This window comes from Sphaerochaeta associata (assembly GCF_022869165.1).
GTDB lineage: Bacteria > Spirochaetota > Spirochaetia > Sphaerochaetales > Sphaerochaetaceae > Sphaerochaeta > Sphaerochaeta associata.
In genome coordinates, this window is sequence record NZ_CP094929.1 from 600455 (window position 1) to 622137 (window position 21683).

16 protein-coding genes are annotated in these 21683 nt (G+C 49.9%); 12 read left to right on the forward strand and 4 right to left on the reverse strand.

Translation table 11 applies throughout. The features are described 5' to 3' along the window. Positions 1-2: 2 nt before the first annotated feature. Genes MUG09_RS02765 through MUG09_RS02775 form a run of 3 tightly spaced genes read left to right on the forward strand, consistent with a single transcriptional unit; the run spans position 3 to position 5282 of the window. Positions 3-3125: an alpha-mannosidase gene (locus tag MUG09_RS02765; protein ID WP_244773339.1), complete on the forward strand. Its 3123-nt coding sequence runs from the start codon at positions 3-5 to the stop codon at positions 3123-3125. Positions 3126-3134: 9 nt separating this feature from the next. Further along, positions 3135-4217, forward strand: a complete 1083-nt coding sequence (gene bglB, locus MUG09_RS02770) for a beta-galactosidase BglB (RefSeq protein WP_244773341.1) — start codon at positions 3135-3137, stop codon at positions 4215-4217. A 42-nt stretch (positions 4218-4259) separates the two neighbouring features. Beyond that, entirely contained in the window at positions 4260-5282 is a 1023-nt protein-coding gene (locus MUG09_RS02775; RefSeq protein ID WP_244773348.1) for a helix-turn-helix transcriptional regulator, read from the forward strand. Here the strand turns inward: MUG09_RS02775 and MUG09_RS02780 are convergent. The 4 genes from MUG09_RS02780 to MUG09_RS02795 are packed head-to-tail and all read right to left on the reverse strand — an operon-like array spanning position 5260 to position 9643. Beyond that, positions 5260-6516 carry a nickel-dependent lactate racemase family protein gene (locus MUG09_RS02780; protein ID WP_244773349.1) on the reverse strand — a complete coding sequence of 419 codons (1257 nt, stop codon included), beginning with the start codon at positions 6514-6516 and terminating at the stop codon, positions 5260-5262. The two genes, MUG09_RS02775 and MUG09_RS02780, sit on opposite strands and share 23 nt — an antisense overlap. Before the next feature lie 3 nt (positions 6517-6519). After that, positions 6520-7800 (reverse strand): phosphoglycerate kinase, encoded by a 1281-nt coding sequence (locus tag MUG09_RS02785; protein WP_244773350.1) that lies wholly within the window; start codon positions 7798-7800, stop codon positions 6520-6522. Further along, a complete protein-coding gene (locus MUG09_RS02790; protein WP_244773352.1) occupies positions 7788-8819 on the reverse strand; it encodes a type II glyceraldehyde-3-phosphate dehydrogenase in 1032 nt (343 codons plus the stop codon). The genes MUG09_RS02785 and MUG09_RS02790 overlap by 13 nt, the downstream gene beginning before the upstream one ends. A gap of 38 nt (positions 8820-8857) precedes the next feature. Beyond that, on the reverse strand, positions 8858-9643 hold the full coding sequence (locus MUG09_RS02795; protein WP_244773353.1) for a DeoR/GlpR family DNA-binding transcription regulator: 786 nt from the start codon (positions 9641-9643) through the stop codon (positions 8858-8860). 182 nt (positions 9644-9825) lie between these two features. Here MUG09_RS02795 and MUG09_RS02800 point away from each other — a divergent pair, with 182 nt between their 5' ends. The 9 genes from MUG09_RS02800 to MUG09_RS02840 all read left to right on the forward strand — a co-directional run bounded on the left by MUG09_RS02800 (position 9826) and on the right by MUG09_RS02840 (position 21582). Continuing rightward, a complete protein-coding gene (locus tag MUG09_RS02800) occupies positions 9826-10728 on the forward strand; it encodes an AraC family transcriptional regulator (protein ID WP_244773354.1) in 903 nt (300 codons plus the stop codon). A gap of 80 nt (positions 10729-10808) precedes the next feature. Next, positions 10809-11849 (forward strand): zinc-dependent alcohol dehydrogenase, encoded by a 1041-nt coding sequence (locus tag MUG09_RS02805; protein WP_244773355.1) that lies wholly within the window; start codon positions 10809-10811, stop codon positions 11847-11849. A 1-nt stretch (position 11850) separates the two neighbouring features. Further along, complete coding sequence (locus tag MUG09_RS02810) at positions 11851-12807, forward strand: Gfo/Idh/MocA family protein (RefSeq protein WP_244773356.1); 957 nt, start codon at positions 11851-11853, stop codon at positions 12805-12807. Between the two features lie 50 nt (positions 12808-12857). After that, entirely contained in the window at positions 12858-14720 is a 1863-nt protein-coding gene (locus MUG09_RS02815; RefSeq protein WP_244773357.1) for a sensor histidine kinase, read from the forward strand. Continuing rightward, a complete protein-coding gene (locus MUG09_RS02820) occupies positions 14713-16317 on the forward strand; it encodes a response regulator (RefSeq protein ID WP_244773358.1) in 1605 nt (534 codons plus the stop codon). The genes MUG09_RS02815 and MUG09_RS02820 overlap by 8 nt, the downstream gene beginning before the upstream one ends. Positions 16318-16495: 178 nt before the next feature. Continuing rightward, positions 16496-17458: a sugar ABC transporter substrate-binding protein gene (locus MUG09_RS02825; protein WP_244773359.1), complete on the forward strand. Its 963-nt coding sequence runs from the start codon at positions 16496-16498 to the stop codon at positions 17456-17458. A gap of 102 nt (positions 17459-17560) precedes the next feature. Continuing rightward, the gene (locus MUG09_RS02830; RefSeq protein WP_244773361.1) at positions 17561-18541 is read left to right on the forward strand and encodes an ABC transporter permease; all 981 of its coding nucleotides are present in this window, start codon (positions 17561-17563) and stop codon (positions 18539-18541) included. Between the two features lie 13 nt (positions 18542-18554). Beyond that, a complete protein-coding gene (locus MUG09_RS02835) occupies positions 18555-20075 on the forward strand; it encodes a sugar ABC transporter ATP-binding protein (protein WP_244773363.1) in 1521 nt (506 codons plus the stop codon). Positions 20076-20085: 10 nt separating this feature from the next. Next, positions 20086-21582, forward strand: coding sequence for an aldehyde dehydrogenase family protein (locus tag MUG09_RS02840; RefSeq protein ID WP_244773364.1), 1497 nt, complete (start codon positions 20086-20088; stop codon positions 21580-21582). Positions 21583-21683 lie beyond the last annotated feature (101 nt).

Here is a 21683-nt window from a genome sequence, read left to right on the forward strand (position 1 = left end):
CTATGACAAAACAACAGCTCCAACTATTCGTTCAGGGTCCTCTTCAGGTACTCAACCAAAGCCGGTATGCTCAGATGCTGGATGTGCAGGATCTGCAGTATAAAACATGCGCCTACCATGACTGGGGTGTACGCCTCGAGGCAGATGGCTGGCTGCCGTTCGACCGAAGCCGCGGCTTTGGGGGTAGGGAGTATCATGCCCTCTTCAAGACCGCTCTGAAAGTACCCCCCTCATGGATGGGGGGAAAGGTCAGGCTGAAGGTGGAGACCGGCTCGTCGGACATTTGGAACTTCAACAACCCGCAGTTCCTGGTCTACCTCAATGATAAGCTTTCCTGCGGCTTTGATGTCCGTCATACCGAAGTAGATCTTCCCGACATGGAGGATGTCGAGCTTGTCCTGTACTGCTATGTCTCCAGCGAGAAGCAGGATGTGTTTCTGGATGTCAGCATATACCTTGTCAACGAAGAGCTTGAGGCTTTCGTCTACGACCTCGGTCTTGCCTATGAAACTGCAATGACGGTCGAATATGACAGTGAGGCATATATAACTCTCAGTAAAGCCTGTATTGAGGCTGTCAAGGCAGTGGACTTCTCCAGTCTGAAGGCGTTGCAGAATGTTTCCATGCTTACGAAGGCAAGGGCCGTTCTTTCTCAAATTCTTAGCTCAGGTACTTCACCTTCCAAGGCAAAGGTGGCCGTTGTGGGACACAGTCATATCGATATGGCATGGTTGTGGACAGTCGACCAGACCCGGGAGAAAGGCATACGAAGCTACGCCACAGTACTCTCCTTGATGGAACAGTATCCCGACTATGTCTTCAGTTCCAGCCAGATGCAGCTGCTTGCCTTCATCAAGGCCGATATGCCCTCCTTGTATGACCGGATAAAGGCCCGGATCGATGAGGGCAGGTGGGAAGTGGAAGGGGGTATGTGGGTCGAGAGCGATACCATCCTCACCAGCGGGGAGTCTCTTGTACGCCAGTTCTACTGGGGGAAAAAGTGGATGAGGGATGAGTATGGAAAAGAGAGTGTAGTTCTCTGGCTTCCCGACTGCTTCGGGTTCCCTGCCACCTTGCCGCAGATCATGAAAGGTGCGGGCATCTCCTATTTTGTGACCACCAAGCTTGGGTGGAATGAGACCAATCGATTCCCCCACGACGTCTTTGCATGGCAAGGCTTGGACGGAAGCCGGGTCTTGAGCTATCTGGTCAGCACCACCGACTACGAGAGTCTTGCTTCCTATCCAAAGAAAACAAGCAACGAGACCACCTACAACGGAGTGCTCACTCCCAGCCAGATTCTCGGAACCCGCCAGCGATTTCAGGACAAGGCCCTTTGTTCCTCCAATCTTCATCTGTATGGCTATGGTGATGGCGGAGGGGGACCGACAAAGCAGATGCTTGAGAACCATCAGCGAATGAAGACGGGCCTTCCCGGTCTTCCTAAAACATATAGCAGCACGGTCCGTTCGTTCTTGGATACCGTAAGGAACGAGGTGCCAGATCCCCCTGTTTGGGCGGGAGAGCTTTACCTTGAGTACCACCGGGGTACCTACACCACCATGGCTGAAGTCAAACGGCTCAATCGGTTGTGTGAACAAAAGGCCTTCGCCTCCGAATTCTTCTGCTGTCTTGCCTGGGCTTTGGATGCAAGGCAAAGGTATCCCCATCAAAGCTTTGAGGCGGCGTGGAAGCTGCTGGCACTCAATCAGTTCCATGACATTCTTCCCGGCTCCTCCATCAAGGAAGTCTATGAGACAACCATTCCCCAGCTCACCCAGATTACAACAACCTTCGATGAAGCAGCCTCCCAGGCCCGCTCATTCCTGGCTTCCAACATAGCAAAGGCTGCCGAGGATGTAGTTGTTTTCAACACGTTGGATTTTGTCCGCAACGATCTATGCACCATCGAAGCTGCTTCGTATTGCAGCATTCATGACGAGACCGGCAGGCGTCTTCCTTCCTGCAAGCAAGGCTCAAAACTCCATTTCATCGCTTGCAAGGTACCGTCCAAGGGATGGAAGCGGTATCGATTGGGAAATGAGCACGCTGAATCAGAGAGCCCTTTCTCTTGGGCCGAACCAAACCTCAGCACGCCCTATTACGAGGCGACCTTTGCCGAAGATGGCTCATTGGCGCGTCTGTATGACAAGCAACAGAGGCGGGACGTGCTTGCACAAGGCAAGCGTGGCAATGTTCTATCCCTATCGGTTGACCTTCCCAAGGAGTATGATGCCTGGAATATCGGCAAGCAGGGTGCTTTGATGCAGTATGCCTTGGACGGCGAGGTGCGCTACCGCGTACTCTCTTGTTCTGAGGTTGGGATCACGCTCGAAGGTACATGGACGTGGCTCAAGTCGACCTACCGGCAGCGCATCACCTTCGGCGCCCACTCCAAGCGCATTGATTTCAACCTGCATGTCGATTGGAGGGAAGACCACCTGATGCTTCGTACAGCCTTCGACGTCGATGTCCGGGCTATGCGCGCATCGTATGACATCGCCTTCGGGGTGTGTGAGCGCAGCACCCATACCAACACGAGTTGGGATGAGGTGCAGTTCGAGGTGCCGGCCCACAAGTGGGTTGACCTGAGTGAGAAGACCCATGGGGTGGCGCTGCTCAGCAAACAATCGTATGGATACTCGGCTAAGGGTAATACCCTGACGCTCTCCTTGCTGCGCGCCCCCACCTATCCAAGCCCTCAAGCCGACAGGGGCGAGCATGACTTCTCCTATGCCCTTCTGCCTCATGCAGGTGGTTATGAGCAAGGCAAGGTGATCGAGGAGGGCTACGCACTTCATCAGAGCCTGATCGCCGAGCGTTCGGAGCAGGTGTGCGATAAGTTGGATGATCACTTCAGTTTGGTTGAAGCGACCGGCGATGGTGTTGTAATTGAGACCATCAAGAAGTGCGAAGAGCGGGCTTCGCTCATCCTGCGCTTGATCAGCATGGCAGGCAGGGATGGCGTATGTACGCTGCGTTCGGCGCTTGCAGTCAAACAGGTGTGGATATGTAATCTGGTCGAAGAACGACTCGAGCAACTGTCCGTGGCAGGACAAATGGTGGAGATTGCGATGAAAGGACATGAGATTGTAAGTGTGGAACTTGTCCTGAACGATGAATGAGGAGTTTTCATGCAAGAAGTAGATGAGACATTGAAAAAATTGGTTGCAGGGTTTTTGCCGGTGCTATATGCCCCCGATGATCCTGATTATGCTTCCCATAAACTGGCAAGTGCCATTGATGATGCCCATCGCAAGCTGTATCAGTTTTGGGAGTGGCCCCATGGGGTCGGTCTCTTCGGGCTGTGGAAGCTGTTTGAGAAGACCAAGGAGAAACAGTATTTGGATATTCTCACCCAGTACTACGATCAGCGTATCGCCCAGGGCTTGCCTGGAAAGAACGTCAACACGATGGCTCCCATCCTTGCACTCTCTTTCCTTGCCGAGTATACGAATAAACAGGCGTATATGGATATTGCCGTTGAATGGGTCGAGTGGGTGATGGAAGGAGGTCTTGACCGGACCGAGGAAGGCGGGTTCCAGCACCGCACCACCGATGATGAGAATCCCGGGGAGCTGTGGGACGACACCCTGATGATGACTGTCCTTGCGGTTGCCAATGTGGGGCGAATCCTTGGAAGACAAGAGTACATCGATGAGGCAGTCTACCAATTCCTGCTGCATGTTGAGTATCTGTGTGATGTGAAGAGCGGTCTCTGGTACCACGGGTGGACCTTCGAGGGGCGGCATCACTTCAGCGAGGCCTTCTGGGGTAGGGGCAACTGCTGGGTGACCATTGCAATTCCAGTATTTCTGGAGATGGTGGAGGTGAGCGCCTCTGTCAGCCGTTACCTGAAGACTGTGCTGGTGCGTCAGATCAAAGCCTTGGCAACGCTGCAGGATGAGAGCGGGATGTGGCACACTGTGTTGGACGACCCGACCAGCTATTTGGAGAGCAGTGCAACCTGCGGCTTCGGATACGGGATTCTCAAGGCGGTGAACATGGGTCTGCTTGACCGCTCGTACTGTGCTATATCGGATAAGGCATTGTGTGCGCTGCTTGCTGTGGTGGATAAGGACGGTGTGGTTCAGCAGGTCTCCTATGGAACCCCGATGGGACGGGAGAGCAAGAACTTCTACAAGGAGATTCCGCTGAGGCCGATGCCCTACGGACAAGCGCTTGCCATGCTGTTCCTGATGGAAAATCAAGGGTGATTCACCCTTGCAAACCGAGCGGATGGCCGGTATCGTTTTCCTATGGAACAGTGGGATAAGAGATTGTTATTCAAGCAGGATTTCTCGATCACCGTCAACAATGACAGAAGCCCGCTGTTCTATGTATTTGACTATGGGGTTCGCTCGGATTCCATGAATATGGAGTTCCAGCACTTTCACGACTTCTATGAACTTTTCTTCTTGGTGGACGACCATGCCAGTCATATCATCGAAGGGGAGTATTTCAGTTTGCAACGGTATGACTTGGTGCTGCTCAAGCCTTCCTTGTTGCATATGACGATGTATCCCAAAGGTGAAAATCCCAAATCCCGGCTCATTGTGGCGTTTCGCATCCCTCTCGAAGTACCGGGCTTGGAGCGTCAACTCAAGAGGCTGTTCACCGTCTTTGATGAGCAGCCTCCGATTTTTCGGTTTCCTCTGGAAGTGCAGGCTAAAGTCGTAGAGCTGCTCAATTCGATATACATTTTGGGTAGTGAGCTGCGAGTCGGATATGAGTTGATGGTTCACAGCAAGTTTCTTGAACTCTTATGGCTTCTCTTTACACATCGAAAGGCGAATACCTACGCCAAACAGGAGATAACCGATTCGATCACCCAGAAAATCTATGAAGTGACCAGCTATCTGCATACCCATTTTCAAGAGGAGTTGAGCCTGCAGCTTGTTGCTGACTATTTCACCGTCAGTTCATTTTATCTTTCCCACCAATTCAAGCGGGTGACGGGGTTGAACTTTGTGAACTATCTACAGCAGATCAGAGTAAAGAACGCCCAACAGTTGCTTCTCTACTCTCCGCTCAAGATCAAGGATATTTGCGAGCAGTGTGGTTTCTCCTCCTTCAGTCAGTTCAATCGGGTGTTCTCCAAGTTCTGCAGTGTTACTCCCTCAGCGTTCAGAAAGAATAGTGATCACCGATCGGAGCAGATGCTTCGATCCCTCGATCCGGAGCGCAATACCGATGCAACGCCCTCGAAGGCGCTGCAGAGCGAGGATGAGTATCGGGCGGTAAAGAAGAAGGAGCTGCTTACGAAAGAGACGGTACGGTGACGCAGCCGTCGGGAAGCAGGATTACCGACGGCCTCTCTATTCCTTTGGACTTTGCCTCTGCGATTGCACCATCGAGTGCCGCCTGCAGATCTGCAATCGGTTCAAGAAAAAGCGAAGCAACCTGTCCCTCAGTCAATTCGGTATATGCCATGACGTTCACCCGCTTGCAGACACTGGCCATCTTGGCCGCCTTGTGGTAGCCCAGCTTGTAGGACTTGTTTATCATCTGCAGTGCCTGGTCGGGTGAGCTGCAGGAACCCAACAGGTCGGCGAACTCTTGGTCTCCAATCCCTTCCCTGCACGCTGAGACGAGAATCAAAGTCCCTCCATCCTTGACGGCAAGCGCGCCGTTGTCGATGGCCTTCTGGGACTGATAGAGATTGATATCCATAGGGAACTTGGCGATTGAGACCACGATATCGGCTTTTTGAGGAATCGGCACACAAAACACACGGGTGGCGATTTCCACCGCTTTCCCAAAGCTTTCAACAATATCCCCGCCGGTCGCTGCTACCACGTTCTGTTCCTTGTCCAGGACGGTCATCAATGAGAAAACCGGAGCCTTGATGTGAGTCAGGGCATCCATCATATCCTCGTGGACGGGGTTTCCCTCCAAGGCCAAGGAGTGGGCTGTGTCACTGACGGCGAGCTTGTGGTTCGCTACGATGGTCTCGTAGCCGGCAATGCCCGGGAGGAAGGCTTTCCTTCCTCCGGTGAAACCTGCAAAGTAGTGGGGTTCGACACTGCCGGTTACCACGATGCGGTCGTAGGCGAAGAGCAGCTTGTTCAATAGGATCGGGGTTCCGTTGCGCGTCACCCCGATTCGCACCAGACTCGATGCATCCTTTGCTTCATGGCTGACCAGTCTGGGGGAAAGCCTTTCCTTGAAAGTCCCGAGCAGTTGGTCGAGCTCACCATCCTTTACCGGACGATGAGCTCCGGTTGCAACCAGAAGCGTCAGGTTGTCATCACTAATCCCTGCCTGTTCGAAGCACGGCAGCAAGGCAGCCAGCATGGCTTTGGTAGGAGTGGGGCGGGTGGCATCATTGATGATTACAAGAACGTTGGAGGCACCTTCCAGGAACGTCATGATTCCATTCCCCAGGGCCTGGGTAAGTGCCTCTTGTGCCCCAAGGGAGGGTATTTCATTGGGCTCGAAGATGCCGAGCAGCAGCTCATCGTCTATGCTCAGCAGTATATTCTCGCTTTTGTTGTAGGGGATGCTCACCAGCATACCTTACTCCTTGTCCCGCTCCCAGGCCTTCTCCATTGCCAGGATCAGGGGAAGCTTCTTGCCTGAAAGGAAGCGAACCATCGCACCTCCTGCGGTGCAGACATAGGAGTAGTCCTCCAGGTTGGTGAACTTTGTTGCTGCTGTGATGGTGTCGCCCCCGCCGATGACAGTGTAAGCATTGCATGCGGCAATGGCCTTCCAAATCTCCTTGGTCGCCTTCTCCCATCTGCTGTCCTCATAGACGCCGGCCGGTCCGTTTACAAAAACCGAGCCTGCCTTGGCAATCTCCGTCTTGTACAGCTCGATGCTCTTGCTGCCCAGGTCTGGGAAGAGTTTTGTCTGCAATTCATCACGTTCGACAATCTCAAGTACGTCTGACTCAAAACGCTCTCCATCCTTTTCATAGGCAAGGTCGAGGGGGGTGACGAAGCGATCGGGCCACACGGCGAGCAGCTCCCGTGCCTCATCGATGAAGTGTGTCAGATCGCGGTCCTGGAGGAACGTCCTGGTTCTCTGACCAAGTTCCTTGTTTTGGGCAAGCAGCATGACCAGGGCGGTGATGCCGCCGCACAGGATCTTGTCGGCGGTATTGTTGGCCAATACATGCTTCATCATGCCAAAGGCGTCGCTGATCTTTCCCCCGCCCAGAACAAAGATGCAGGGATGGATGGGATGTGACGCCACGTTGGAGAGGGCTGTGTACTCGGCCACCAGCTGTTTTCCACCTGCGGTCGGCAGAACTTCCTGGAATGCAACCATGGAAGGGCTGCTTCGATGAGCGGCGGCAAAGGCGTCGTTGACATAGAGGTCGAAGAGGGGTGCAAGTGAGCGTACCAGCCAGGTGCTCTGCATCTCCTGGGGTGCCAGTTTTACTTCTTTTTCGAATGCGGTGATCTCTTCGCTCAGATACCGAAGGTTTCCCAAGAGAACCGCTTCGCCTTCCTTCAATGCTTTCACCGTTTCAATCGCCTTCGGGCCGCAGACATCGTCAAGGTATGTGACCGTCCTGCCGGTCAAGCTGGAGAGGATGGATGCATGCTCCGATAGCGGGATGAGGTTCTGGTAGTCCAGGGTGTCGCCTTGGTGGGCGATGATGGCCACCTTCGCCCCTCCCTCAAGCAGGTGCGTGAGGGTGGGAGCGGCTTTCTCCAAACGGTTTGTATTGACGATTTTCTTGGTTGCCGGATCGATGGGGCTGTTGATGTCAGGGCGAAACAACACGGTTTTGCCCTTCAGTGCAACAGCATCGATGCTCGTCATGCGAATTCGGTTTACTTCTTCCATGTTCCAATCCCCAAGTAGGTGTTGGTTGCTTCGGTACCGCTCTTGCGGTCCAGCTGCATCTTCATAGCGGCACGGACGGCATCGATGTTCTCAGGGATTACCACCGACTCCTGGGGGATGTTGATGGCGAACATCAAGTCCTTTCCGCTCTTGACCACCGAGTCTCTCCACAAGGCGATCTCATACATGTCCCCACGGGGATTGCCGAGGTCGCGGGCATACCGGAAGAGGCTGGCGTCGCCCAAGAATCCCTCATCGATGGAGACCATTCGGATTCTGGGGTGCTTCTCGAACATGGCGATGGCTTCTTCAACAGAGATGTCCTTCTTGGGCGTCATAACCACGGTGATGATGTGCCCGTGGGTCACCGGTGTGTGGACAAGGATGCCGGTAGCCTCGACATGGGGCATGATGGTCATCAAATCGACAGCCTGGTGGCTGGGAGCCTTGTCGATCTGCAGGGCATTGGTAAGGCCGCGGTGATAGTCACCGGGGTCCGCTACGCGGCGGATGATTGTGATGGCAACCTTTTCCACCCCGACTTCACGGTCGATGCAGTCCACTGCACGGATGAGGCCGGTGGTATTGCAGCTGGTGAGCTTAAGATAGTCGACACCCAGACCTTTTTCATAGTTTGCATAACCATGGAAGAAGACATCGGCGATGGCATTCTTCTCCCCGCCTTGGAATACGGCTTTTTTGCCGTACTTCTTATAGATTTCCTTGTTCTTCAACCCGACTCCGGCACTGGTGGCGTCGAGCATGATGTCAACCTGCTTCACCAGGTCCTCAAGCGTGCCGCTGATGGGAATTCCAACAGCTTCAAGCGCTGCCGTATTGTCCGGTGCGGCGGTAAAGAACTTGTAGGGCATACCCTTTTCCTTGAGGGCCCGTACGCTGAGCGTTGGTGCCACATCGGCGACCCCGATTAGTTCCATGTCACCCTGCAGGGCGACTCCATCAGCGAGACGCTGTCCAATTACTCCGTATCCGGCAACGCCGACCTTGATTTTGTTCATTGTTGTTTCCTCCTGATTATCTCAAAAAATCTGTATTGTCAGAGGCTCTGCGCCTGCTCTGATTCCGGGGTCAATACAGTTACCTTGTTATGTTTTAGCACATTGCACGTAGCTGTATCTGTTATCGGCTTATCGGTGATAAGAAAATCGAGCTCAGAGAATTCACAAAACACATTCACTCCTGCCATAGTGAATTTTGATGCATCAACCACCCCATAGGCCTGCTTGGCGGATCTAACCATCAGTCGCTTTATTTCCGCCTCATAGGGATTCAGTGTCTCCAGACCTACGCTTTGACGAACTCCGCTTGCACCTACGAAAGCTTTATTAACCTCAATTTTTTTAAAGAAGGCTTCGGCATCAGGTCCTTGGGTGGACATGTTTTGGCTGAACAAGTGCCCACCGGCAAATAAGAGTGATACCTTTGTTGGTGCTAAAATGTTGGCGATCGGCAGTGAGTTGGTAACAATGGTGAGGTTGTTTTTCTGGGTGAGTAGTCTGGCAATTTCTAAGGTGGTGGTACCTGCATCAAGAATGACGGTATCATTGTCTTGTATGAGCTTTGCAGCGATATGGGCGATGATTTGCTTTGCAGAGCGATTGATGTTTTCCCTTTGTTGGAATGCACTTTCCAAGGATTTCTTGAGCACAAAGGCTTCTCCACGCCTACGCATGATGCATTGTTTTTGCTCCAGTAGCGTTAAATCCCGTCTAATCGTGGCTTCTGAAGCAGGAATCTGTGAAAAGAGTGTATGTATGTTGATTGAGCCACGCTCTTCGATAAATCGGAGAATCGTGCTCTGACGAGTGTTCAAGCTTTTCACTAGTACCTCCTGCCTCATACACCATCCATCATATGACAAGAAATATATGTTTGCAAGAAATAGTTTCAAATTCAGTCATTAATGATCATTATTTGATTGTATGAGATTGGATATGAAAGAAATATCTGCGTTTCGTCAAGCCATTCTTGCTTTATGCCGAGCCCTGCCGTACTATCGGAGTTGTGGAACACTGCTTCTCTGACGTACAGGTACTCTGGGCTTCTCGCTTTGACTACCAAAATGATTGGTCGTTGAGGGTTCATGCGCATGACCACTACTATCAAATCATCCATTTCCTGGAAGGCTCGGCACAGGTTCAGGTGGGGAAAAGGGTGGTGAAAGCACAAGGCAATCTGCTTATGTTCCTTCCTCCGGGTGAGATGCATGGGATACTGCAGGTATATTCAGAGAAGTTGTGCACATTGGACATCAAATTCACCATCACCAATCCAACCCTTGCGAATGCCTGCAACGTCATTCCTGTGCTCAGTCTCCCTTCCGGCGATACCCTCAGCCACATTATGCAAAGCATTCTGCAACAAGGCGTGTTGAAACCTCCGCTCTATCAGTCGATGTGTTCAGTACAGATGGGGATGTTGCTCATCGAGCTTATACGGAATTTCCAGACTCACAGCAATGATCCGATCATCAAACAAAATGTCGATATCCCCATCGAGCGGGTACATCACCCACTTGTCAGGGATGTGTTGCGGTATCTCGATTCCAGAAGTCTGGATGTACTGTGCTCCGAGGATCTGGAAGCGGTATTTTCGGTCAGTTATCGCTATTTAAGCCAGCTGTTCAAGCAGGCTTTGGGGTGCACCCCGATAGCCTATGCCCAAAAAAGCAGGATTGAAACGGCGAAGACGCTGCTGATATCCACTAATGCGACAATCAAGCAAATCAGCGAAAAACTTGGATATGCCGACATTCATCAGTTTACTAAAAGTTTCTGCAAACTGGTTGGCTTGCCTCCTGCTCGTTGGAGAGAACAGGAGCTCAACTTTATTTGCAAGGATGTGAATATAGATCCTGACTTTTCCAACCAGTATTTCCTGGAGACAGGCTCCTCGTTCCCGAAATGACAACAACATGACCAATTTCGACAAATACAGATGCCTGCCCTGCCTCGTATAGTGAACATATCCTATACAAGGAGGCCGCTATGCCTACAACCATGACGTACGCCGATCTTGCTTTACTTTCCGAGCGCGAAGCCAAAGGTGACTATCAGAAGGTTGCCATTCTTGAAGAACCTTACAAGCTTTCTTTGGCGAAAGCTGCAATACCTGAACCATCCGATACTGAAATTCGGGTGAAGGTGATCTATGTGGGAATCTGCGGCTCGGACTTAGAGGCCTTTAAAGGAACACGCAATCCGGAATTCATCACCTTGCCTGCAAGACTTGGGCACGAGGTAGCTGGAATCATCGACAAAGTTGGGTCCAATGTTCTCGGCCTGAAAGTCGGAATGAAGGTAGCCTGCCGGTATGTGTGGGGTGCCTATGCGCAGTATATCGTATGCAAGCCGTTCAATGTACAGGTAATGCCCGATTCATTCCCGCTGAAATCCATCAGCCTGATTGAGATTCTTCCTGGTGTCATTCATGCAGCAGAGCTTTCCGCCATCGACTCGGGGAAGCGGGTTCTTATCATCGGCCAGGGTGTAAGCGGTCTGATGCTCACGCAGGTGGTTTCTCTGTATTCCCCTTCTGCTTTGGTGGTAACCGACCACAAGAAGAGGAATCTGGAACTTGCCAAGAGCTATGGAGCAACCCAGACAATTCAAATTCCCGTTGATAAGATTGATAATGCGCCGTATGTGCTACAGGCTCATCCCGAGGGGTATGATGTGGTCATCCCTTGTCTCTTGGAAGGGGACTGCGTGGTGGATGCAATTTCCTGCTGCAGAATTGGAGGAAAGGTGGTGATGTATGGAGGAATAGGAAAGACATCACAACCCGTCGACTATTTTGCAATGCACAGAAAGCGTGCTGAAATTCTCTCAACCGAACCAAAACGTGATATCGATATGTATCGCTATTTCAAGGAAGGCATATCCCTGGTGACCGATGGCCTGATCAGGACTCATGACTATATCGATAGAATCTACCCATTGGAGGCAATCCAAGAAGCATTCGAAGTTCGAGCAGAGAATTCCAATGATGTCATACATGTCTTGATCCAGGTTGCAGAGGAGATTTGATATGAAGAATGGAGTTTACAATATCGGGTTTCTGGGATATGGCGGGGTCGCCCGTAATCAAATGAGACCAGCGGTAGAAGCCTGCAAGCGGCTGAATTTATACGCGATTGCCTCTGCCTCGCAACAGAAAATCGAGGATTTCTCCGGGGTTCTGTATCAAGATTACCAGAGTCTGCTCGATGATCCGCAGGTTGATATTATCTATATAGCCCTGCCTAATACGCTGCATGCCGGATATGTCCTTGCCTGCCTTCAGAAGGGTAAGCATGTCATCTGCGAAAAGCCGCTTGCCATGCGGGAAGAGGAGGTGGATGCCATCATGCAAGTCTCCTTGAAAACCGGATGCAAGGTGATGGAAGGCTTCATGTATCGGTACATGGATAGGATGCAAATCTTGCAGAAATTGCTTGAAGAGAAGGTCATCGGGGAGCTGACGCTTATCCAGTCGTCGTTCTTTTCATTGCGCGAGAGACTGAAGGGCATTCGAGCCAACCCTTCCTTGGGAGGGGGAAGTCTCTGGGATTTAGGCTGCTATCCCATCAGCCTTATCAGCTTTCTTACAGGTGGAGAGAATCCTCTCACGGTCCAGGTGATGGCTAAACGCGAGCAAGGCGTGGATGGCTACATGGCAGGACAGTTGGGATACGGCAGCGCTCTGCTCGCTTCCTTCTCTTGCGGTTGGATCTCCGAGGTGAGAACCATTGAAACCCGGCTGATCGGGACAAAGGGAGTCATTGAAATCCAAAGACTGTTCAATTGGGAACAGGGTTCGATTCGCATACTGACCAAGGACGATGACAAGCAGATGCTTCTCGATGCAGAAGATCCATTCCTCAAGGAACTTGATGCATTCATAGGGCATATTGAGACGAATTCTGCACTAGGGATGCCACTAGAGGAGAGCAAGCGAATCATCTCGTTGATGCAGAGACTAGAGACTTCAATTACATGGATCTAGGACAGGAAAGGAAAATTTCTCCCTAGCTCGCCCATTCTGGTCTATACTGCATGCAGGAAATAGTTCTGCTTGCTACGCTTGCTGATGGAGTACTCATGAAAGGTGGAGCGTCCAAAATTCCTGTCATCTCAAAGTTTATTGGCTCGAAATACAGCATTCGGGCCAAATTGATTATCATGTATTTGTTGGTGGCCACCTTACCGATCATCATTATCTCCATCATTTCTTATACCTTGTCGTTTCGAGCAATGCGGAGATCTGCTGTTGATACATTTTTCACAGTTGCCGACCAGTTGAACAACAATATCGAGTTGTTGCTGCTGGACAGTAAAAACTTCCTAAAAATCGCTGAATCAGAACAGGTTCAGAACTATCTCTACCGGTCCACTGATGAGGAAACTAAGTATAAGAATGCTATGGAAGTAGTGACTCTCTTCAAAAGTTATAGAAACTTGTTTGATTTCACCAACTACATTGCCAATGTTGTTATTCTAAACAGAAATGGCAGTCATATCAGTGAGCATCGTGGCGTCTATGACCTGCCTGTCGGAATCGACGAGCTTGAGATAGTGCAGGAGATCCGCAAGTATGGCGACCGTATTTCCATCATTCCTGCAGAGAAGCACCCATACATGATTCCTGAGAGCACACAGGGGTATCTCTCCATCTGCCAGGTGATCCGAAAGAACATTACTCATGAGGAGTTGGGTTATATTATTGTTAATGTCAGGATTGACACCCTGCATAACCTCGTGGATACCATTTCCATCTCACCTCCTGGTGATTTCTTCATTGTGGAGGGGCTGGACAACTTCATCTACCCGCGCACGTTTGCCTATGAAGAGGGACTGCTGCCAAGCAATCGGATAGAGCAGATTCGCACAGAACAAAGCGGCTATTTCACCGAATCCTATAAGGGTGTGGACTCCTTTTTTGTATTCAATACACTGGGGTTGACAGGGTGGAAGATTATCGGGCGTTCTGACAGTAGAAATCTGCTTGCCGGTGCCATCACCATCCGCAATACAACCTTTCTGCTTTTGCTGGTGACGATGACCATTTCTGTCCTCATGTATGTCTATATTTCCAGCAGACTGACGCATCCGATCAGAAATCTGAAACAGTCGATGACCCTCGTCGAGCAGGGGGACCTTGACTTACAAATAACGACTGTTTCAAAGGATGAAATCGGGGATTTGACGCATAGTTTTCACTCAATGGTCGGGAAAATCAAGGAGCTTCTGGATATCACCCGTGAAGAGCAGATGCTCTCAAAGAAGATGGAATTTCGTGCGCTACAGGCTCAGATCAATCCCCACTTCCTCTACAACTCACTGGAATCGATACTTTGGATGGCGGAAGCCGGCAAGAAGGAAGATATTCTCACCATCACCAAGTCGCTTTCAAACTTCTATCGCATCAGTTTGAGCAAGGGTGATTACAAGATTCCTATACGCAATGAGATTGCACATGTGGAGAATTATCTCATCATCCAGAAGTTGCGGTACCGTGACATTCTCTCGTACAAGATTGAAGTTCCCCAAACCCTGTATCAGTATACAATCATCAAACTGGTCCTGCAGCCGATTGTAGAGAATGCCCTGTATCACGGTATTAAGAATAGACGCGATATGGGAACGCTACTTATCAAGGGGTATGAAGAGCCTGACGCCATTGTGCTTGAGGTGAGTGATGATGGCATGGGTATGGATGCAGAGCAGATTCAGAGTATTGAGCACATGCTGAACATACCCATTACATCTAACACACTCTCTGCAAGCTATGGACTGAGGAATATCCATCAGCGCTTGAAGCTGGAGTATGGAGAAGGGATGGGAGTGCACATAAAAAGCGAACGGTCGGTTGGGACTGTAGTCAGCATCCGCATTGCCAAGGAGCCGTATGATGTATAAAGCAGTACTCATCGAGGATGAAATAATAATTCGTGAGAATATCAGGGAGAACTTTCCTTGGGCGGAAAATGGTGTTTTGCTTGCAGGAGAAGCCTCCGATGGAGAGACGGCATTGCAGCTTATTGAGGATGTGAACCCTCAAATTGTCATTACCGATATCAAGATGCCGTTTCTGGACGGCTTGGACTTAAGCCGTATCATCCTTTCCCAGATGCCTTGGATCAAGGTAATCATCATGACCGGTCATGATGACTTTGAACTTGCCCAGCAAGCCTTGAAGATAGGAGTAAGCGATTATCTACTCAAACCGGTCGGCATGGAGGAGCTGAAGGCAAGCCTGCATTCGGTAATCCAGAGAATCGATGATGAGCGTGCGCATCTTGATAATATTGAGAAACTGCAAACCGAGATGGAGATCAACAAACAGTTTTTGCAGAAGGAGTTTCTCAGTAATCTGATCGCCGGGGTGCTGAGCGTCTCTGAAATCTTCGATACGGCAACATCGCTAAATATCGCAATCAAGGCAAAAGCCTACGGGGTTATTGTCCTGAACTTGGAAATGCAGCCAGCCTCCGTATCAGAGGAGTTCATTAAAGCCGGTTCCATCATCAATACATTGCAGACCGACGATGTATTGTTGATACGATCAAGTCTCAAGGAATATATCCTTTTGATGAAGGGTGCTAGTGAGAGAGCCTTGCAAAATGACAGATACCGCATCAGCCAGTCGATCAAACGGGAGCTCGAGCGACAAACAAAAGTACAGGTAAGTCTCTCCATCGGAGGAGTGAAGAGTCGACTCCAGGATATTCATGAGTCGTACGAGGAGGCGCAAAAAACGGCCAAGCTCTCCTATCTCTTTGGGAAAAACAAGGTGGTAGGATTTGAGGACACGACCATGCTCAACCCCTATCAAGGAGCGAAAATCCCCTTTGAGCGTTCGGAGATTTCTGACTTTTTAAGAATCGGCCTTAAGGATGAATTGGAAGACTTTATAGCTCGACATATCCTGCGTTTTGAGGCATTCCCGTCCAATCTCTTTTTCACCATGCTTGCCCGCTTTAATGTGTTCTACGAGACAACCTTGTTCTTGGAGGAGATCGGGTACTATCAGCAGAGTATGGAATCGAATCAGCAACTCAATCTCTTGATAACCGAGTGCACAGAGAGCTTGAGTTTGGACGAAGTAATTGAACAGACCAGGCAACTATTTGCCTTTGCCCTGCAACAACGGGAACAACAAAAGACTCAGACCTACGAATCGGTCATCAATAAGGTGAAAAACTTTATCAAGGCCAACTATCAACACAGGACACTGCAACTTTCGGATGTTGCCAATCATGTGAATATGAGTTGCAGTCACCTCAGTACAATCTTCAATCAAGAGACGGGTATGAGTTACACAGACTATGTTTGCGAGATTCGAATTGCCAAGGCTAAAGAGTTGCTCTCCCTTGGATCACTGCGCTCGGCGGAAGTGGCCTATGCAGTGGGATTCAGTGATCCTCACTACTTTTACACAATCTTTAAAAAGGTAACCGGTATGACTTCAAGCGCTTATCGGATGAGTGTAAAAGGTGCCGATATCGAAGTATAAAATTTTTAGGTGGGGAGCACGAGTTCAAAAAATTTTCTACACTCCAAAGTCTTTCTTATGAATGATTTTCAACTCCGTCCCGATTTAATTCTATTGTGGGCTGAAAAAAACGGCTCATATACTTTAGGCAGATATTACGAACAATCTTTCACATTCACCAAAAAAAAGGGGGAGAATTATGAAAAGACGTAGTGTAATCACCACCGTGGCTATCGCGCTCGTGCTTCTTGCCGTGTCATCCCTGTTGTTTGCAGCTGGATCGTCAGAAGGCAAAGCTGGAGCCGCAAAAACCAAGACGTACGCAATCGTGTATCCAATCGTACACCCGTTCTTCGAACCGGTGACCGATAGTGCTGAAGCGTATGCAGAGAAGATGGGGTACAAGGTCATTACCAGAGCCCCTGAGGGAGTAGGAGTCAATCAACAAATTGAGATCATGGAAAATCTGATCGCAATGAAGGTTGATGGTATTGCAATCGTTCCGACCGATCCTGATGCTTTGGCACCGTATATCGACAAAGCTATCGATGCAGGAATTCCGACCATTTGTTTTGAATCCGACAACCAGGAAAGTAAGCGATTGGCGTTCTTGGGAACGTACAATTACAATGCTGGTAGACACCTTGGCTCGGTCGTAGGGCGTGAACTCAATGGGAAGGGGACGATGATCATCTGTACCGGTCTGCCCACCCAGAGAAGCTTGAACGAGCGCATACAGGGTATCCAGGATGAGCTGAAGGAAAACTTTCCTGGCGTGAAAATTCTCGACATTCAGACCGGACAGGGTGACCCGAACTTGACTGTCAACGTCATTGAGACACAAATTCAGTCGTATCCCAATTTCGATGTTTTCACCAGCATCGATGCAACAGGCGGACCTGCTGCTGTGGCAATCTGGAAATCCCTTGGCTGGACGGCAGATGACCATATGATCATCACATTCGATAACATGGAAGAGAACATCCAGGGAATCCGTGATGGCCAGGTAACCTCTGTCGTATCCCAAAAGCAGTGGCTCTGGGGTGAGATGATCCTCAAGACCCTGGACGACATTGTTGCTGGAAAGAGCGTTCCAGACTCCACAGATACCGGAACGGTTGAAATCACCAAAGCTAATGTTGAAACCTACATGAGCAATTGATGTATTGGACTTCAGCGATATCCTCTGGGGTATCGCTGAATCTCTGTGTTTCCAAACAGCTTTCGGTGTTAGGGAAGCTGTCATGAAATAGGTGTCTTGACCATGAACAAAGTAATAACAGGCAAACAAATTAGGATTTGGGCTACCGACCTTAGAAAAAACAGGATGACCGGGCTCATCGTGCTGATGGTTCTTCTGATACTTATCCTTTCCTTATTGCGGCCGGACACCTTTTTTTCTTCGACTAATCTATTCAACATTCTCAAGCAGGCAAGTATTGTCTCCATTATCGCCTTCGGTCAAACCTTCATTATGGTCTCGGGGGGAATCGACCTCTCGGTCGGCTACTCCTTGGGCTTGTCCGGAGTAATCATGGCCGTTATGATTACCGCCGGTTTTTCTCCTATGCTGGCCATACTCGGCGGATTGGGAATCAGCTGTCTTATCGGTTTGGCCAATGGTGTCATCATTACCCAATTCAAGCTGCCTCCCTTCATCGTCACCCTGGGCTTGGCCAAAATTGCCAGAGGAATTATGTATGTATTAACCCGCGGTTATCCGATTCCTGTTCGCGACCCGTTTGTAATCGGGGTGGGAAACAAGTATCTTGGGCCGTTTCCCATTATGTCTCTCATTATGCTCGCGCTCTTTGTTGTCTCAGCCTTTGTATTGGGAAAGACGGTTTTCGGCTTGAGAACAAAGGCCATAGGCGGCAATGAAACCGCCGCCCGACTTTCAGGTATAAAAGTTACTCGTCATAAAATTATGCTCTATGTGCTTACTGGTTTGCTCTGTGGTATTGCCGGAATCATCATGGCTGGTCGTGTGAACTCAGGCAATCCAAACTCGGGTGTAAACTTCGACCTGGACTCAATCGCTGCCGTAATTGTCGGAGGAACCGCCATGAGTGGCGGCGAGGGTACGGTAATCGGAACCTTGCTGGGCGCTTTGATCCTTCAGATAATCAGCAACGGATTGGTACTGATGAATGTAAGTATCTACTGGCAGACAATCGTAGCTGGTGTGCTGATCATTTCCGTATGCGCCTTGGATAGTTTCTCCCATTCGAGAAATCAGGCATAAGGGAGGATTTTCTATGCAGTCCAACTATATACTGGAGATGCAAGGGATAACCAAACGTTTCCCAGGCGTGGTTGCCCTCGAAAATGTCTCATTCAATTTGATGAAGGGAGAAATTCACGCCCTCATCGGTGAGAATGGGGCTGGGAAGAGCACACTGATGAAAATTCTCGGTGGTGTCTATATACCCGATGAAGGTTCCATCTTTCTTGAGAACGAGCCGGTTCAGTTCCATACTCCACGCGAATCTTTGGCCCACAGTATCAGTGTCATTTACCAGGAATTCAATCTGGTTCCGACCCTCAGCGTTGCTGAGAATATTTTCCTTGGCAAGGAGTTGATAGCCAAGAATCGATTGGCAGCTGATCGAAAGACAATGGAAGCGGAGGCGGCCAAGGTGATGGCAAAGTTGGGTCTTTCGAATTTTGATTGCTCTGTATGGGTCAAGCATCTAAGTGTTGCACAACAACAATTGGTGGAAATCGCAAAGGCTATTTACAATAATGCCAAGATTCTTGTCATGGACGAGCCTACTGCAGTGCTCAGCCCCAACGAAACAGGCCTTCTTTTCAAGCTTATGCGTGACTTGCGTTCCCATGGGCTTTCCATCATCTATATATCCCATCGACTATCGGAAATTCTTGATCTCTCCGACAGAGTCACCGTGCTGCGTGACGGCAAGTTTGTCGTTGAGCTGGAAAATAATCGAGATCAGGTCCACGAGACGGACTTGGTGAAATACATGGTTGGAAGGGATTTGAAGGATACGTTTCCGATGCGGGAAAACCTCGAATTCGGCGACACCATTCTCGAGGTCAAAAACCTGACCAAGAAGGGGATGTTTTCCGATATCTCATTCTCACTTCGCAAAGGTGAAATCCTTGGATTTTCCGGTTTGATTGGTGCAGGAAGAACCGAGGTGATGAAGGCTCTATTCGGGTACTATCCCGTCGATTCGGGGGAAATCTTTGTCGAGGGAAAGGAAGTTCATATCAGATCGGTCAGCGATGCCATCAAGCATCGCATCGCCCTCATTCCAGAGGACCGTAAGCGGGAGGGCTTGGTGTTGGTGCTTTCCATGGCACAGAACATGGTTTTGACGAGCATCGATTTGGTTCAACGCTATGGGATTCTGATTAAGAAACAGTTCAACAAGGTAGTGAATTCCTATATCGAGGAGCTTTCAATTCGACCTGCACTTCCGAATCGTAAGATTAAGGATTTCAGCGGCGGCAACCAGCAGAAAGTCGTGGTTGCCAAGTGGTTATCCAATAATCCACATATTGTAATTCTTGACGAACCTACCAGGGGAATCGATGTCGGGGCCAAGGTCGAGATTTATAAATTGATCAATGCGTTGGCCCAGTCGGGTCTGGGAGTAATCTTCATCTCATCTGAACAGTTGGAGGTGATCGGCATGTGTGACCGGGTGCTGGTCATGCACAACGGAAGGATGAGCGGAGAGTTTGAGAGGAGTCAGGTGACTGAAGAAGGTCTTATGGCCGCAGCTGCCGGGCTTCGTGCACTGAATAAATAAGGGGGATTCTATGAAGCATTATGATTTGTTCATTGACAACAAGTGGGTGAAGAGCTCCATCGGTGAAACGTTTACATCAACGTGTCCAGCTACCGGGGAGGTGCTTGCATCGTTTGAGGAAGCCGGTCTCGACGATGTTGACAAGGCCTGTCAGGTTGCCAGAAGAACGTTCAATAGTGGTGTCTGGTCGAGAATGGAAAACAATGAGCGCGCCAAAATCATGCTCAAGGCTGCCGATATCATGCAGCGTCGTTGGGATGAGTTGTGCAGAATGGAAGCTCAGGATACCGGTAAGCCGATTCATGAAGTCGAAACAGGAGATATGCCCTATTCAATCTATGCATTTCGGTATTTTGCAAATATTGCACGTGAGATAAACGGCGAACTCATCCCGGTTGCCAACGAACCCTACATGCATGACTACATGACATATGAGCCGTATGGAGTGGTTGCCATTATCAGTCCTTATAACTTCCCGTTGCACCTGCTGACCCGCAGTCTTGCCCCGGCTTTGGCTGCAGGAAATACGACGGTATGCAAAGCTTCTTCCATGACTCCTTGGACAACCGCAGTGTTGGGTGAAATCATTGAAGAGGCAGGGTTTCCAGCCGGTGTGGTAAACATCATCTCCGGAAAAGGAAGTACTGTAGGTGAAGCATTGGCCTCTCATCGTGAGGTTGATGTTGTAGCACTTACCGGGTCCGAACAGGTAGGTCGGAGACTGTTGGAACTGTCCGCCAGGTCGGAGATTATTAAAAAGAATGTGCTTGAACTGGGAGGAAAGGGACCTGTCATTGTGGAACCCGATTGCCGCTATGAGGACACCGTGGTTGGAGTGGCCGACGGACTGTTGCTGAACGGTGGGCAGGTATGCTGTGCGCAGACCCGTCTGTTGCTCCATGAGTCGCTCTATGACCGCTTTATTGCAGATCTCTGCAAGGAACTTCAAAAACGCAAACCCGGTGACATCCTCGATCCAGAAACCCGATTGGGCTCTATGATCAACAGGGCCCAAATGGAAAAGGTCCACAAAACCGTCATGGATGCCGTCGCCGATGGTGCTACCTTGGTCTGTGGAGGCGAGCCGTTCAGTGGACCTCTCTTTGACAAGGGGTCTTTCTACAAACCGACCTTGCTGTGTGATGTACGAGAAGACATGAAATGCTACCGTGAGGAAATTTTCGGACCTGTGCTTGTGGTGATGAAGTACACATCCTTGAATGAGGCCATTGACTATGCAAACGCCTCAAAGTTTGGTTTGGGTGCAGGAATTTTCTCGGAGAGCCATAAAACCATTCATTATGCAGCCCAACGCCTCAATGCAGGTTCGATCTTTGTGAATATGCCCAACACTGCTCGGATGAACGCTCCATTCGGAGGGAACCGCAACAGTGGTATCGGGCGCGAATATGGGAAGACTGGATTGCACGAGTACCTGCGAACCAAGAATACCATATGGAATATGGCATTTGGCTACCCGCAGGAGCAGCGTGATATCTACTTCTGAGTTATACTAACTTCCTTTGCGTGGGAGTCCGTGTTGAGGTGGGGAAGACCCACCTCAACACATTTGTGGATAGAATAATGCCCTCTCAAATATCTGAGAGG